The organism is Variovorax sp. W1I1 (assembly GCF_030815625.1).
Classification (GTDB): Bacteria; Pseudomonadota; Gammaproteobacteria; order Burkholderiales; family Burkholderiaceae_C; genus Variovorax; species Variovorax paradoxus_C.
In genome coordinates this window covers 3,114,313-3,127,912 of the sequence record NZ_JAUSWZ010000001.1, presented here as the reverse complement: position 1 = coordinate 3,127,912, position 13,600 = coordinate 3,114,313, and the positions used below count along the sequence as shown (strand labels likewise).

The 13,600-nt window shown below is 67.7% G+C and carries 13 protein-coding genes; 11 read left to right on the top strand and 2 right to left on the bottom strand.

All coding sequences use genetic code 11. From position 1 onward, the window contains the following. The first annotated feature begins 2 nt into the window (after positions 1-2). The 9 genes from bluB to QFZ83_RS14565 are packed head-to-tail and all read left to right on the top strand — an operon-like array spanning position 3 to position 9,143. Positions 3-698, top strand: coding sequence for a 5,6-dimethylbenzimidazole synthase (bluB, locus tag QFZ83_RS14605; protein WP_307507558.1), 696 nt, complete (start codon positions 3-5; stop codon positions 696-698). Further along, on the top strand, positions 698-1,171 hold the full coding sequence (locus tag QFZ83_RS14600; protein WP_307507555.1) for a MotA/TolQ/ExbB proton channel family protein: 474 nt from the start codon (positions 698-700) through the stop codon (positions 1,169-1,171). Before bluB ends, QFZ83_RS14600 begins: the two co-directional genes overlap by 1 nt. Then, positions 1,168-1,524: a DUF2149 domain-containing protein gene (locus QFZ83_RS14595; protein WP_307507553.1), complete on the top strand. Its 357-nt coding sequence runs from the start codon at positions 1,168-1,170 to the stop codon at positions 1,522-1,524. Before QFZ83_RS14600 ends, QFZ83_RS14595 begins: the two co-directional genes overlap by 4 nt. Then, the gene (gene cobN, locus QFZ83_RS14590; RefSeq protein ID WP_307507549.1) at positions 1,521-5,558 is read left to right on the top strand and encodes a cobaltochelatase subunit CobN; all 4,038 of its coding nucleotides are present in this window, start codon (positions 1,521-1,523) and stop codon (positions 5,556-5,558) included. Before QFZ83_RS14595 ends, cobN begins: the two co-directional genes overlap by 4 nt. A 21-nt stretch (positions 5,559-5,579) precedes the next feature. Continuing rightward, the gene (gene cbiB / locus QFZ83_RS14585; RefSeq protein WP_307507546.1) at positions 5,580-6,548 is read left to right on the top strand and encodes an adenosylcobinamide-phosphate synthase CbiB; all 969 of its coding nucleotides are present in this window, start codon (positions 5,580-5,582) and stop codon (positions 6,546-6,548) included. After that, positions 6,545-7,555 carry an aminotransferase class I/II-fold pyridoxal phosphate-dependent enzyme gene (locus QFZ83_RS14580; protein WP_307507544.1) on the top strand — a complete coding sequence of 337 codons (1,011 nt, stop codon included), beginning with the start codon at positions 6,545-6,547 and terminating at the stop codon, positions 7,553-7,555. Before cbiB ends, QFZ83_RS14580 begins: the two co-directional genes overlap by 4 nt. Before the next feature lie 4 nt (positions 7,556-7,559). Beyond that, the gene (locus tag QFZ83_RS14575; protein WP_307507541.1) at positions 7,560-7,913 is read left to right on the top strand and encodes a CidA/LrgA family protein; all 354 of its coding nucleotides are present in this window, start codon (positions 7,560-7,562) and stop codon (positions 7,911-7,913) included. Further along, positions 7,910-8,638, top strand: a complete 729-nt coding sequence (locus QFZ83_RS14570; protein ID WP_176657872.1) for an LrgB family protein — start codon at positions 7,910-7,912, stop codon at positions 8,636-8,638. Before QFZ83_RS14575 ends, QFZ83_RS14570 begins: the two co-directional genes overlap by 4 nt. A gap of 34 nt (positions 8,639-8,672) precedes the next feature. Further along, positions 8,673-9,143: an OsmC family protein gene (locus tag QFZ83_RS14565; RefSeq protein WP_307507537.1), complete on the top strand. Its 471-nt coding sequence runs from the start codon at positions 8,673-8,675 to the stop codon at positions 9,141-9,143. Between the two features lie 21 nt (positions 9,144-9,164). On the opposite strand, the gene QFZ83_RS14560 is transcribed toward QFZ83_RS14565, so the two are convergent. Both QFZ83_RS14560 and QFZ83_RS14555 read right to left on the bottom strand, forming a co-directional pair. After that, positions 9,165-9,518 carry a hypothetical protein gene (locus tag QFZ83_RS14560; protein WP_307507534.1) on the bottom strand — a complete coding sequence of 118 codons (354 nt, stop codon included), beginning with the start codon at positions 9,516-9,518 and terminating at the stop codon, positions 9,165-9,167. Positions 9,519-10,173: 655 nt separating this feature from the next. Continuing rightward, a complete protein-coding gene (locus tag QFZ83_RS14555) occupies positions 10,174-11,088 on the bottom strand; it encodes a LysR family transcriptional regulator (protein ID WP_306876744.1) in 915 nt (304 codons plus the stop codon). 191 nt (positions 11,089-11,279) lie between these two features. Between QFZ83_RS14555 and QFZ83_RS14550 the strand changes: the two genes are divergently transcribed. Then, positions 11,280-12,158 (top strand): alpha/beta hydrolase, encoded by an 879-nt coding sequence (locus QFZ83_RS14550; RefSeq protein ID WP_013541774.1) that lies wholly within the window; start codon positions 11,280-11,282, stop codon positions 12,156-12,158. Positions 12,159-12,309: 151 nt separating this feature from the next. Further along, positions 12,310-13,566, top strand: a complete 1,257-nt coding sequence (locus QFZ83_RS14545; RefSeq protein ID WP_013541773.1) for an efflux RND transporter periplasmic adaptor subunit — start codon at positions 12,310-12,312, stop codon at positions 13,564-13,566. Positions 13,567-13,600: the final 34 nt, after the last annotated feature.

Genomic DNA, 13,600 nt, shown 5'->3' with positions numbered 1-13,600 from the left:
CGATGGCGCAGGAGCAGCATGCATTCGCTGCCGACGAGGTGAGGGCGGTCTATCGCGCCATCCGCGAGCGTCGCGATATGCGGCACTTCGCGGGCGGCGAGGTCGCACCCGAGGTGCTGCAGAGGCTGCTCGAAGCGGCGCACCACGCGCCCAGCGTCGGGTTCATGCAGCCGTGGCGCTTCATCCGCGTTCGCGATGCTGCATTGCGCCAGCGCCTGCACTCTGCGGTCGAGCGCGAACGCGTGCTCACGGCGCGTGCCCTCGGCGAGCGTGAAGGCGAGTTCATGCGGCTCAAGGTGCAGGGCCTGCTCGATGCGGCCGAGCTGCTGGCCGTGTCGCTCGCCGATGACCGCGACAAGCATGTGTTCGGCCGCCGCACCCTGCCGCAGATGGACCTGGCATCGGCCTCCTGTGCCATCCAGAACCTCTGGCTCGCGGCGCGCGCCGAGGGCTTGGGCATGGGCTGGGTGTCGCTGTTCGATCCGGTCGAGCTGAGCACCTTGCTCGGTCTGCCCGAAGGCGCCGAGCCCATCGCCTTGCTGTGCCTCGGCCCGGTGCACGATTTCTACGAAGAGCCGATGCTGCAGCGCGAACGCTGGGCGAAGCGCGAGCCGCTCTCGGCGCTGGTGTTCGATGAACGCTGGGGCCGGCCGTCGGACCTGTTTTCTCCCACCCCGTCTTCCGTGGAACCCGCCTGATGCTGGCCTTCGATACCGTCCTCTTCGAACTCGCGCGCCTGTTCCTCTGGCCGGTGACGCTCGGCGTGCTGCTGTCCTTCGTCTACGCGGTGTACTGCCTCGGCGCCTTCGGCATCGAGTACCTGCAGCGCCGCCGCGACCCGTCGCGGGTGCTCGCGCTGCAGCGCCATGCCGAAGCGAGCCAGGAGCAGATGGAACTGGTGGTTCTGAAGCAACTCGAAGGCGTGCGCCTGTGCAGCCGCGTGGCGCCGATGCTCGGGCTGATCGCCACGATGATCCCGATGGGGCCGGCGCTCGTCGCCGTTGCTTCGGGCGAATCGCAGGGTGTGGCGCAGAGCCTTGCGCCCGCGTTCGCCGCGGTGATCGTGGCGCTGGCTTCGGCCTCAATCACCTTCGTGGTCTACACCGTGCGCCGGCGCTGGCTGATGCGCGAGCTGGTGACGGTGCTCGATGCGCGGGATCGCTTGTCATGACCCGCAGGCAGTTCTCGATCCTGAGCAGCCTGGACGCCGATGACGACGACCCGGTGCTCTCGACCATCAACCTGATCGACGTGTTCATGGTTGTGATCGGCATGCTGATGATCGCGGTCATCAACAACCCGATGAACCCGTTCGCGCAGGACAAGGTCACGGTCATCCGCAATGAGGGCAAGCCGGACATGGAGATCATCACGCGCGAGGGGCAGAAGGTCACGCGCTTCAAGGCCAGCGGTGCGACGGGGCAGGGCGACGGCGAGAAGGCCGGCACGGCCTGGCGGTTGAAGGACGGCACGATGGTCTATGTGCCTGCCGATGCGGTGCCTGCGGCGCAGGGCGGGAAGTGACGCGGTTTCTTGTCGGGCTCTTGTGGATGGCGCTGGCGTTCTGCGCGCACGCCGAGCCGGACGAGCCTTCGCGCATCGTGGTGCTGAGCACATCACTGGTGTCACCGGCGCGCGTGGTGCGGTTGCAGGAGGCGGCGCACGAGGTGGGCTTGCCGCTGCAGGTGGTGTCGGCCGCGAAGGATTCGCCTGAGGCGCTGGCTACGGCGCTCGACGGGGCGCGGCTGCTGGTGATCGACGCGCCGCACATCAGCGTGGCGCAGGCCGCGGCGGCGCGATTCGGCGATGTGATCTCGCGTGGTGCCGTGCCGTATGTGCTGATCGGCGAGTTCGCGCTCGTCGCCAAGGGGCAAGCCTCCAGCGCGGCGCCGCTCGCTGCCGAGCGCGGCGTCGATGCGGTGTGGGCACAGCGGTTGCGCGAGTACTGGCGGTTCGCGGGCACGGCCAACCTCAAGTCGGCGATGAAGGCGCTGGCACAGATCGACGACGTGAACGGCCTGCCGCCGCCCGTGCCGACGCCTCTCTCGGGCTTCTATCACCCGAGCTGGCCACGCATCGAGACCGACATCGCGGCCGTGGACCGACTGGCGGGCACCGCAGGAACCGTCGCCATCGCCGTCAACAGCGCCACCGTGACAGGCGACGACACCGTCTGGCTCGACACGCTGATTGGCGCGCTCGAACAGCGCGGCCTGCGCGCCTATGCCTTCTACGGCCCGCGCCAGCAGAAGGACCTGTTCTTTCGCATGACGCATGCGGCCGGTGGAGAAGAGCGCCGCGTGGCCGACCTGATCGTCAACGCCTCGCTGGTCTTCAAGCCGAACGAGCGCAAGGCGGAGCTGGAGCGCATCGGCGTACCGGTGCTCCAAACCCTTCCGTCGCTTGCCATGGATGCCACGCAGTGGGCGCAAAGCAAGGACGGCCTCGCGCAGACCGACATCGCCGCCTACTACAGCCCGAGCGAGCTGGCCGGCATGACCGACCCGATGCTCGTGAGCGCACGCGATGCCGCCGCAGGCACGCTGCAGCCGCTGCCCGCGCAGATCGACGCCGTGGCTGGCAAGGCAGCCGCACTGCTGCGCCTGCAGCGCACGCCGCCCGCGGACCGGCGTGTCGCGATGCTGGTCTACAACTACCCGCCGGGCGAGGCGAACTTCGGCGCTTCGTTTCTCAACGTGCCGCGCAGCGTGAACAACATGCTGGCGGCGATGCAGTCGGCGGGCTACCGCACCGAGATGCCCGGTGCGGACGCGCTCATCGCGCAGGTGCAGGCGACGATGAAGGCCTACTACCCGGTCGATGCCGGCGATGCGTTGCAGCCGCTGCTCGACAAGGGGCTGGCCGATTCGCTGCCGCTGTCGCGCTATGTAGCGTGGTTTCGTTCGCTGCCCGCAGAGACACAGCGCCGCATCGAGACCTACTGGGGGCCACCGGAGAAGTCGACGATGCTGCGGCCCGTCGCGGGCGAGCCGGCCTTCGTCATCCCGCGCGTGCAGTTCGGCAACGTCGTCGTGTTGCGCCAGCCGCCGCGCTTCGAGCCCGGCACGCAGGTGGCGGACAAGGCCGAGCAGGTCTTTCACCGCTCGGCGATTCCGCTGAGTCACGGCTATCTCGCGACCTACCTCTGGCTGCGCACGCAGTTCGGCGCGAATGCGGTCGTGCATGTGGGCACGCACGGCACGGTCGAATGGTCGGCGGGCAAGGAGCGCGGGCTCTCGGTGCAGGACGATCCGCTGCTCGCGCTCGGCGACCTGCCGAACGTCTACCCGTACATCATGGACAATCTCGGCGAAGCCACGACCGCCAAGCGCCGCGGCCGCGCGACGATGGTGAGCCATTCGACACCGATGTTCGCGCCCGCGGGCTTTCGCCCCGGCGTGCAGGCGATGCACGAGCGCATGCACGATTGGGAGACGCTGTCGCTCGGGCCGGTGAAGGCCGCGATGGAAAAGCAGCTCACCGCGGAGTTCGTAGAGCAGCACTACGACCGCGACCTGAAATGGACGCCCGCGCGCATTCGCGGCGACTTCGCGGGCTTCATCGCGGTGCTGCATCCGTACCTGGACGAACTGACGCAGACCGCGCAGCCGCTGGGCCTTGCGACCTTCGGGCAGGCACCTGACGCGGAGCGGCGCCGCATGACGATCCTGCAGATCCTCGGCAAGTCCTTGGCCGAGGCGCTGGGCGAAGACGTCCATGAGGCCTTCCTCATCGACGCGAAGAACATCGCGGCGTCGCGCCCGGCGCGATGGATCGAAGTGGCGCTCAAGGATCTCGAAGCCGCGAGCGCGATGGGCACGGATTCCGCGAAGACCGAAGCACTGCGAACCATGGCCGAGCGCGCGCAAAAGATCGACGCCGCACTCGCCCATAACGAAGAAATCGAAGGACTGCTCACCGCCCTCGATGGTCGCTACCTCAAGGCCAGCTACGGCGGCGACCCCGTGCGCAACCCCGACAGTCTGCCCACCGGCCGCAACCTCTATGGCTTCGACCCGAGCCGCGTGCCGACGCGTGCCGCGTGGGATATCGGCGTCGCCGCGATGGACGCGTGGATCGCCGAACACGCCAAGACCCACGCCGGCAAGCCGCCCGAGAAGATCGCCTTCACCCTCTGGGCCGGCGAAGCCTCGCGCCACCAGGGCGTGATGGAGAGCCAGGCTTTCTACGCCATGGGCGTGAAGCCGCGCTGGGACGAGGTAGGGCGCATCGCGGGCATCGAGGTGCTGCCTGCGTCGGTCTTGAAACGGCCGCGCATGGACGTGCTGATCAGCGTCACCGGTTCGTACCGCGACCAGTTCCCGAACGTGATGCGATGGCTCGACGAAGCGGTGCAGCAGGTGGCCGCCCTGAACGAGCCCGGCAACGCCGTCGCGCAGCACAGCGAGGCGCTGGCCCGCAAGCTGCGCGCGGAAGGTGCGACGCCGGCCGAGGCGAAACGCTGGTCGACCGCGCGGGTCTTTTCGAACGAGCAGGGCAGCTACGGCGCCGGGCTCGAAGAAGCTGCGCTCGCAAGCGACGTGTGGACTTCGCAGCGGCGCGGCGGCGGCGATGCGCAGATGGCGCAGCTCTACATGGACCGCATGGGCCACGCCTACGGCCAGGGGCTCGACGGTGCGGCGCGACCCGGCGCCTACGCGGGCAATCTCGCGCAGGTCGATGCGGCGCTGATGGCGCGCACCTCCAACCTCTACGGTGTGCTCACCAACGACGATCCGTTCCAATATCTCGGCGGCATCGCGCAGGCCGTGCGGCAACTCACCGGCAAGGACCCGGCGCTGTATGTGCAGAACCCGCGCGACGTCGGCACGGTGCGCACCGACACCGCCGCCGGCGCCATCGCGCGTGAAATGCAGACGCGCTATCTACACCCGCAATGGATCGAGGCGCAGAAGGCCGAGGGCTACAGCGGCACGCTGCAGGTGCTCAAGACCGCGCAGTTCCTCTGGGGCTGGCAGGTCACCGCGCCCGGCACTGTGCGGCAGGACCAGTGGCAGTCGCTGCACGATGTGTATGTGCGCGACCGGTACAAGCTGGGCACGCGCGAATGGCTGGAAGGCGATAACCGCGCCGCCTTCGCGCAGACGCTGGAGCGCATGCTCGATGCGGTGCGCTTGAACTACTGGAAGCCCGATGACGCGACTCGGCGCGAGCTGGCGAAGGCTTACGCCGAGGCCGTGCGCGCTACGGGCCTGCGCGAGCGCAATACGGGGGTGCAGCGCTTCGTGCAGGCGGAGTTGGCGCCGCGGGTGACCGCGCCGGTGGAAGTGCAGAGGGCGCCTGCAGCGGCGCCGGCCCCCACGCCTTCGCCCGCACCGGCAGCACCCGATAAGCCCACATCCGCGAGCGACGACAGCGCTCAGCCCGTGACCGGCCTCAAGCTCGATCCCACGCCCGACGAGGCATCGCCACCGAAGGCCGAGACCGTGGTGCTCCGCCTCTGGGTCGCGTTCGGTGCCGCGCTGCTTGTCGCACTCGGCGCCTTCGCGCAGTGGCGGCGCGGCCGGGCGCGAGACCCGGCAGCCATCACTGCCTGATTCGCGAGAATGACGGCCCCCATGCCTGCTCTCTCCTTCACCCATGCCCTCATCGCCATCGCGGCGCTCTGGCTCGCGCTGGCCATCGACCGCTGGCTGGGTGAGCCCCCCGCGCGCTTGCACCCGGTGGTATGGATGGGGCAGTACCTCGGCTGGATCGGCTCGCACATCGCGCCGGAGCCCCACAAGGTGAAGCGCGTGGACTTGCCAGTTTTCTTCATCGGCGCGCTGACGTGGTGCCTCGGCGGCATGGCGGCCTGGTGCGCGGCGCAACTGCTGCAATCGCTCGTCATGCTGCACCTTCCCGCATGGGCCGCGGCCGTGCTGCTGGGGCTGTTGCTCAAGCCGCTCTTCGCATGGCGAATGCTGCGCGACGAAGTGCTCGCGGTCGAGGCGGCGCTGGCCGTGTCGCTCGACGCGGGCCGGGCGCAACTGGCCCGGCTGGTGAGCCGCGATGTTTCCGCGCTCAGCGAGCGCGAGGTGCGCGAGAGTGCGATCGAATCGCTGGCCGAGAACCTCAACGATTCGCTGGTGGCGCCGCTGTTCTGGTTCGTGCTGCTCGGCCTGCCGGGCGCGGCGCTCTACCGCTTCGCCAACACGGCCGATGCGATGTGGGGCTACCGGGGCCTGCGCAACGGCCGCGACTGGAACTGGCTCGGCAAATGGGCCGCACGTGCCGACGATGTGCTCTCGTGGCTTCCGGCGCGCATCACCGTGCTGCTGCTGGCCTCGGTGGCATGGCAATGGCCGAGGGATCTGGGCCGCGAGGCGCGCCGCACGCCGTCGCCCAACAGCGGCTGGCCGATGGCGGCGATGGCGTTGCTGGTCGGCGTGCGGTTGGCAAAACCTGGCGTCTACACCTTGAACGGGGAAGGGCGCAAAGCCGCTGCAGAGGACACGCGGCGCACAGCGGTGCTCGGCGGCAGGGCGGTGCTGGCGGCCGGCGTGTTCGCATCGGCGGCGATCGTTGCGATGGCGGGGTGGCCATGACATTGACCCATGCCCTGCACGGCGGCCCCGACGAGACCGGCGCGGCACCGTATGACTTCTCGACCAATGGCAACGCGGTCGGTGCGTGCCCGGCGGCGGTGGCTGCGTTGCGCGCGGTCGATGCCGCGCACTATCCCGATCCGCGCTACACGTCATTGCGCGAAAGGCTGGCGGCCTTTCACGGCGTTGCGGGCGAGCGCATCGTGATCGCTGCGAGCGCGAGCGAATTCATCCATCGCATCAGTGCGGCCGTCGCGCAAGGCGGCGGGCGGCAGGTGTGGCTGCCGGCGCACAGCTACGGCGACTACGAGCGCGCGGCGCAAGCCCGGGGTCTCCAGGTGCTGCGCGCGCCGGAGCCGCATCGCGATGCGGCGCTGCACTGGTGCTGCGAGCCATCGAGCCCGCTCGGGCAGGCGCAGGAAGATCTCGCATTGCACGCCGATGTCGGCAGCACCTGTGTGCTCGACATGGCGTACGAACCGCTGCGCCTCGAAGGCCAGCCTTCGCTCGATGGCCCGCAGCGTGATCGCGTCTGGCAACTGTGGACGCCCAACAAGGCCATGGGCCTCACCGGTATCCGCGCGGCCTATGCGATCGCGCCGGACGACGCTGCCGCCGCGCCCTTGATCCAGCGGCTCGAGCAACTCGCTCCGTCATGGCCGCTCGGCACCCACGGCGTCGCGCTGCTCGACACCTGGACCGGCGACGAAGCCCAGGCCTGGCTCGCCCAAAGCCTGCACACCCTGCGAACCTGGAAAGCACAACAACGCGCCCTCTGCGAATCGCTGAACTGGCAATGCCTCCCGAGCGACGCCAATTTCTTCTGCGCCCGCACCGACGTCCCATACCCGCGGCTTGCAGCCGCGTTGCGCGCCGAAGGCATCAAGCTGCGCGACTGCGCCTCTTTCGGCCTGCCGGGCCACGTGCGCCTTGGCGTGCTGCCGCCGCACAGCCAGGAGGCGCTGAAGCAGGCCTGGACACGCGCAGCCGCTTGCACCGAAGATTGAAAACATGCTCTACGCCATCACCTCGCTCTTCCTTTGCCAGCTGGCCGGCGAACTGCTCGTGCAGTGGCTGGGCCTGCCGATTCCGGGTCCGCTGATCGGCATGGTGCTGCTCTTCATCGCGCTGCTCATGCGCGGCGGCGTGCCGCAGGCGCTGACCGACACCTCGGGCCATCTGTTACGCAACCTGATGCTGCTGTTCATTCCCGCCGTGACCGGCGTCATGCTGCATTTCGAGCGGGTGGGGCGCGAGTGGCTGCCGTTCCTCGCGGCCGGCATCGTCGGCGCGGCCTTCACCATGACCGTTACCGCGCTCACCTTCCGCTGGATGATCCGCATCACCGGAAAGAACGCGGAATGACTGCGCCTGCGAAGCTCTCCGAGATCTGGGTCTTTCTTGCGCAGTCGCCGCTGCTGTGGCTGTCGCTCACGCTGCTCGCGTACCTGGGCGCGCTGTGGCTGCATCGACGCAGCGGCGCGAACCCGATGGTGAACCCAGTGCTGATTTCGGTCGTCGTCATCGTCACCGTGCTGCTCGTCACGCGCACGCCCTACGACACGTATTTCGAAGGCGCGAAGTTCGTGCACTTCCTGATCGGCCCCGCGACCGTGGCGCTGGCCGTGCCGCTCTACGGGCAGATCGCGCGGCTGCGGCGGCTGTGGCTGCCGATCGGTGTCGCGCTGCTGATGGGCTCCGTGGCGGCCATCGTCTCTGCCATCGGCATCGCGTGGGCGCTGGGCGGCTCGCACGAACTGATCATGTCGCTCGCATCGAAATCGGCCACGATGCCCATCGCAATGGGCGTGGCCGAGAAGATCGGCGGCCTGCCGTCGTTGGCCGCGGTGGCGGCTGCGGTGGCCGGCATCTCGGGCGCGATCATGGCGACGGGCCTGTTGAACCTGCTGCGCATCAAGGAGCCCGCGGTGCGCGGCTTTGCAGTCGGCATGGCGGCGCATGGCATCGGCACTGCGCGGGCCATCCAGGTGAACGAAACTGCTGGGGCTTTTTCGGCGCTGGCGATGGGGCTGAACGGCATTGCGACGGCGCTGCTGGTGCCGTTGCTGGTCAAGCTGCTGGGCGCTTGATCGGCAACAAAAACTGCAAAGGAGAACGACGACCATGTCGGAATACACCGCAGAGGTCCTCTGGCAGCGAGGCGACCAGGACTTTCTGGCCAACACCTACAGCCGCAAGCACTCGCTGCGCTTCGACGGCGGCGCGGAGTGGGCGGGTTCTTCGTCGCCTCACGTGGTGCCGCTGCCGTTCTCCGATGCATCGGCAGTCGACCCCGAAGAAGCCTTCGTCGCGTCGCTGTCGAGCTGCCACATGCTCTGGTTCCTGACGATGGCGGTGAAGCGCAAGTTCTGCGTCGACCGTTACTTCGATGCAGCCAGCGGCGTGATGGAAAAGAACGCCGACGGCAAGATGGCCATGACCGTCGTCATGCTCCGGCCCGAGGTCACGTTCTCGGGCGAGAACCTGCCCACGCGCGAGCAGATCGAGCACATGCACCATCGCGCGCACGAGGAGTGCTTCATCGCGAATTCGGTGAAGACCGATGTGCGCTGCGAGCCGGTCTACCGGCCGTAGCTGCACTTGCGGCGCGCTTCGCTATGGCGCGAGTGCTTCGCACTGGCGTTCGATGCGGGCGTGAAGCAGTCCCAGAGACGCGGAGAGCAGCCGCTGCAGCGCGTTGCGCTGGCATGCATCGAAGAGCGGTGCGAGGTTGGCGGCGGATGACGACGCGGCATCGCGACGGTCTTCGTCCCAGTCGAGCAACTGGATCAGCGTTTGCGTGCCTTGCACCACATCGCGTGCATCGTTGAGGAATGCGGCGAGGCTGTGGTGCGAAGGATCGATCCGCTCGCCCTCGATCCATTCGAAGGGTTTGAATTGATGGATGGCGGGGAGAGGGGGCGTGCAGGTGCAACCGGTGTCGGTGCCTGCGTTCGATGCATTGGCCATGGATGGGCCTCCTTGGATATCGATTTGCAACAACCGACGCACTCGCTGCTAAACGAAGGCGGCGGCTCGAACGGGTTAGCAGACCGGGACATCCTTGCGAAAACCGGCAGGGCGTGAGCCCTCCCATCCGAGCCGCCTAAAAAGGAAGCGCGAACGAAAAAGCCGCAGACCTTGTGCGGTGCATGCGGCTTTCGTCGCATGGATATCAGTGGGCTGCTAAACCCGGCCTCGCTCATCGCGAGGCGTTGGCAATGTACGCGTTCTCGGCGGCGAGCGTCAAGTGTCGGAGAGCAAGTCTGTTGCGTTTGAATTGCCCGGTGCGCTGGCGAGTCGTGCGTCGGCCGGTTGAATCCGCTGGCGGTAGCTACGGGCCAAGGATCAAGCCGTTTGGCTCTTGCAACGAGGGATGGCTGAGTTGTTCGATGTCAGACCGATAACGTGGGCTTGCATCTCAAGAACATCTTTGAAGACGAGGAGTTGAGTCGCGAGTCAACTACCGAGGAATCCTCGGTAGTTCAACCCGAGGGCACGCGAGAGGTGCGGCGCGCGGCACCCTTTACAGCCTGGACGCCATACTGGCCGTGGCGCTGGAAAACACCATCAAGCGCCGTCCCAAAAATGACTGAATGGAATCAAAGGCAATTGGGCGACCACCTCATCGCCGCTGCAGCCTCGGGTTCTTGGCGAACAAATCCGCCGCCCAGTCCACGAACGCCCGCACCTTCGCGCTCAGGTGGCGGTTCGGCGGATAGACGACGTGAATCGGCAGCGGATCGCGGCTCCAGTCGGCCAGCACCTCGACCAGCTCGCCGCTTTCCAGGTGCGGATCGGCCATGAAGGTGATGCACTGCGAAATGCCGAAGCCGCCCAGCACCGCAGCCATGTGCGCATTGCTCTCGTTCACCGACACGCGGTACGGCCCGTTCAGCTCGATGCGCTCGTCGCCCTTGTGAAACTCGTGGGGATAGATGCGCCGCGTGGTGCCCGAGAAATAGCTCACCACCGTGTGACGCTTCTCGATGTCGTTCGGATGCTGCGGTGCGCCATAGCGCTTGATGTAGGCGGGGGAAGCCACCGTCACGAAATGCAGGGTGCCGATGCGCCGGGCCACCAGCGACTGGTCGCTGAGTTCGCCCGCGCGGATCACGCAGTCGACGTTGTCGCTGATGAGGTCGACCGTGCGGTCGCTCACGCCCAGATCGACCTGGATGTCGGGGTAGCGATCGCAGAAGCTGGCGAGGTTGGGCAGGATGATCTGACGCGCGACTGAAGTGCCGACATCGATGCGCAGCCGCCCCGTGGGGCTGGCCTGCGCATTGGTCATGCTGGCCTCCATGTCGTCGAAGTCGTTCAGGAGGCGGGCGGCGCGTTCGAAGTAGGCGGCGCCATCGGGCGTGACCGTCACGCGGCGTGTGGTTCGGTTCAGGAGCTTGACGCGCAGGCGCGATTCCAGCGCCTGGATCTGCTTGGTGACCGTGCCTTTGGGCAGGGCGAGTGAATCGGCGGCACGGGTGAAGGTGCCGGCTTCCACCACGCGGACAAAGATCCGCATTGCCTGGATCTGATCCATTGAATGCCTGTGAATGCCTGTTGAGGGGGCCGGCCCACGCCGGAGGGAGGCGGATTCTCACACAAGGCGCTCAACCCCCTGTGGCATACGGATTGTTAGCCGTTTGGAAACAGAGTGGGGTCAGGTTGCCTGTTTCATGTCACACACGGCGCCTTATATTTCAACCATCGCCCATCACCCTGAGGTCGTCCATGTCACCCGTTCCATCGTCACGTTCTGCCGAAGCTGCCGCTGCTGCTGCCGCGGTGCAAGGCGTGGAAGCCGATCTGCTGATCGAGCTGCCCGGTCGCGAACCGGTGGCCGCCCGTGTCTACGGACAGCGCGCCAAGAGCGACACGGCACCCCTGGTGCTGCATTTTCATGGCGGCACATTCGTGTGCGGCGGCCTGGACAACGGGCGCAACGTGGGCCGGCTGCTGGCCGGCGCGGGCGCGGTGGTGGTTTCGCTGGCTTATCCACTGGTGCCGTTCCCCGAGCCCATCGAGGTCGGCTATGCCGCCCTTGAATGGCTCTACAAGCAACGCAACAAGCTGGGCGGCAAGGGCGCGCTGGTTTATCTGGCCGGCGAAGAAGCCGGTGGCAACCTGGCCGCGGCCGTTGCGCTGATCGCTCGCGACCGGGCCCATCCGCCGGTGGCGGGCCAGATCCTGCTGTCGCCGATGCTCGATCCGTGCGCAGGCACCGCGTCGCTGCGCAAGGCGACCAACGATGAGCCCGAATGCCGCTGGGCCAGCGGTTGGGAAAAGTATTTGAGCTGCCCCTCGAACGCGACGCACCCCTATGCGGTGCCGAGTGGGTCGCTGCGCCTCTCTGCGCTGGCACCCGCGCTGGTGCTGGTGGGGCAGGACGACGCGATGCGCGACGAAGCCATGACCTTCGCAGGCCGATTGCGCGCGGCCGGCATCGAGGTCACCAGCAGCGTGCTGCCCGGCGCCGCGAACTGGCCCAGAGCGCTGTACGACCCTGAAAACGAGGGTTGTCGGGACTGTGCCGCCAACGTGCAGCAGCACTTTCGCGAGTTCTTCAGCGCCACGACGCCGCCTCCTCCCGCGGCACCCGAGCCCAGCTAGACCCGCAAGAGTCAGCACCGCCCACTGACAGCCGCCGCCTCTCCTCTGAGGCGGGCGTCGGGCCCCTTTTTTCCCTGAAATCCGCCTCCTGGTGCCAAAAGCACCGGGGTGGCCTGTTGCATCCCAAAAAGTCATCGAGAAGGACGAAATCATGTCGAACAACGAACAACACAAGCTGTCTTCCGCCGCCCGCAAGAGCCTTTGGCCCGCCGTGACCGGCCTCACCGCACTGCTGGCTGTCGCCGCCGCGGTCGTGGGCATGTACAGCTTCAAGGCCGAGGCCACGGCGCCGGTCGCAGCGCAGCAGGGCACGCCGGTGTCGGTCGCGACCGTCGCATCGAGCGAGATCAACGCCTGGGACGAGTTCTCGGGCCGCCTCGAAGCGGTCGAACGCGTCGACGTGCGCTCCCGCGTGGCGGGCGCCGTGCAGGCGGTGCATTTCCGTGAAGGCGCGCTGGTGAAGCAGGGCGACCTGCTGATCACCATCGACCCCGCGCCGTATGCCGCCGAAGTGGAGCGTGCCGAAGCCCAGGTCGCCTCGGCACAGGCCCGCCAGGCGTTCAGCCGCAGCGAGCAGGAGCGCGCCAGGCGCCTGTGGGACGAGCAGGCCATCGCGCAGCGTGAGCTCGACGAGCGCGTGAACGCCGGCCGCGAAGCCGAAGCCAACCTGCGCGCCGCGCAGGCCTCGCTGCAGACCGCACGCCTGAGCCTGGGCTACACCCAGGTGCGCGCGCCGGTGTCCGGCCGCATCGGCAAGCTCGAAGTGACGGTGGGCAACCTCGTCGCCGCGGGCCCCGGCGCGCCGGTGCTGACCACGCTGGTGTCGGTGAGCCCGATCTACGCGAGCTTCGATGCCGACGAGCAGGTCGTCACCCGCGCCCTGAAGGACCTGCCGGCCAACGCCGGCGCCCGCGGCCAGATCGACACGATCCCCGTGCAGATGGGCACTGCAGGCCTCGAAGGCACGCCGTTCACCGGCAAGCTGCAACTGATCGACAACCAGGTCGACGCCCGCAGCGGCACCGTGCGTGTGCGCGCTTCGTTCGACAACAAGGACGGCGCGCTCATCCCCGGCCAGTTCGCCCGCATCCGCATGGGCCAGGCGCGCAACGACACCGCCCTTTTGGTGAGCGAACGCGCCATCGGCACCGACCAGAACAAGAAGTTCGTGATGGTCGTGGGTGAAGACAACAAGGCGGTCTACCGCGAAGTGGCGCTCGGCGCTTCCATCAACGGCCTGCGCGTCGTGAGCAAGGGCCTGAAGGCCGGCGATCGCGTCGTGGTCAACGGCCTGCAGCACATCCGCCCGGGTGCGCTGGTGGTGCCGCAGAACGTGACGATGGACGCCAAGGCGGACGCCGCCAAGCAACAACAACCGGAACGCGTGGCGGAAGCCGCGAAGTCCTGAAACCGGAGGGGAGCGCACCAGTGCTCACCGGAGA

Bases quoted from the DNA above. Each gene is read 5' to 3' on its own strand.
- bluB (WP_307507558.1), top strand. From the start codon at position 3: ATGGCGCAGGAGCAGCATGCATTCGCTGCCGACGAGGTGAGGGCGGTC.
- QFZ83_RS14600 (WP_307507555.1), top strand. From the start codon at position 698: ATGCTGGCCTTCGATACCGTCCTCTTCGAACTCGCGCGCCTGTTCCTC.
- QFZ83_RS14595 (WP_307507553.1), top strand. From the start codon at position 1,168: ATGACCCGCAGGCAGTTCTCGATCCTGAGCAGCCTGGACGCCGATGAC.
- cbiB (WP_307507546.1), top strand. From the start codon at position 5,580: ATGCCTGCTCTCTCCTTCACCCATGCCCTCATCGCCATCGCGGCGCTC.
- QFZ83_RS14580 (WP_307507544.1), top strand. From the start codon at position 6,545: ATGACATTGACCCATGCCCTGCACGGCGGCCCCGACGAGACCGGCGCG.
- QFZ83_RS14575 (WP_307507541.1), top strand. From the start codon at position 7,560: ATGCTCTACGCCATCACCTCGCTCTTCCTTTGCCAGCTGGCCGGCGAA.
- QFZ83_RS14570 (WP_176657872.1), top strand. From the start codon at position 7,910: ATGACTGCGCCTGCGAAGCTCTCCGAGATCTGGGTCTTTCTTGCGCAG.
- QFZ83_RS14565 (WP_307507537.1), top strand. From the start codon at position 8,673: ATGTCGGAATACACCGCAGAGGTCCTCTGGCAGCGAGGCGACCAGGAC.
- QFZ83_RS14560 (WP_307507534.1), bottom strand. From the start codon at position 9,518: ATGGCCAATGCATCGAACGCAGGCACCGACACCGGTTGCACCTGCACG.
- QFZ83_RS14555 (WP_306876744.1), bottom strand. From the start codon at position 11,088: ATGGATCAGATCCAGGCAATGCGGATCTTTGTCCGCGTGGTGGAAGCC.
- QFZ83_RS14550 (WP_013541774.1), top strand. From the start codon at position 11,280: ATGTCACCCGTTCCATCGTCACGTTCTGCCGAAGCTGCCGCTGCTGCT.
- QFZ83_RS14545 (WP_013541773.1), top strand. From the start codon at position 12,310: ATGTCGAACAACGAACAACACAAGCTGTCTTCCGCCGCCCGCAAGAGC.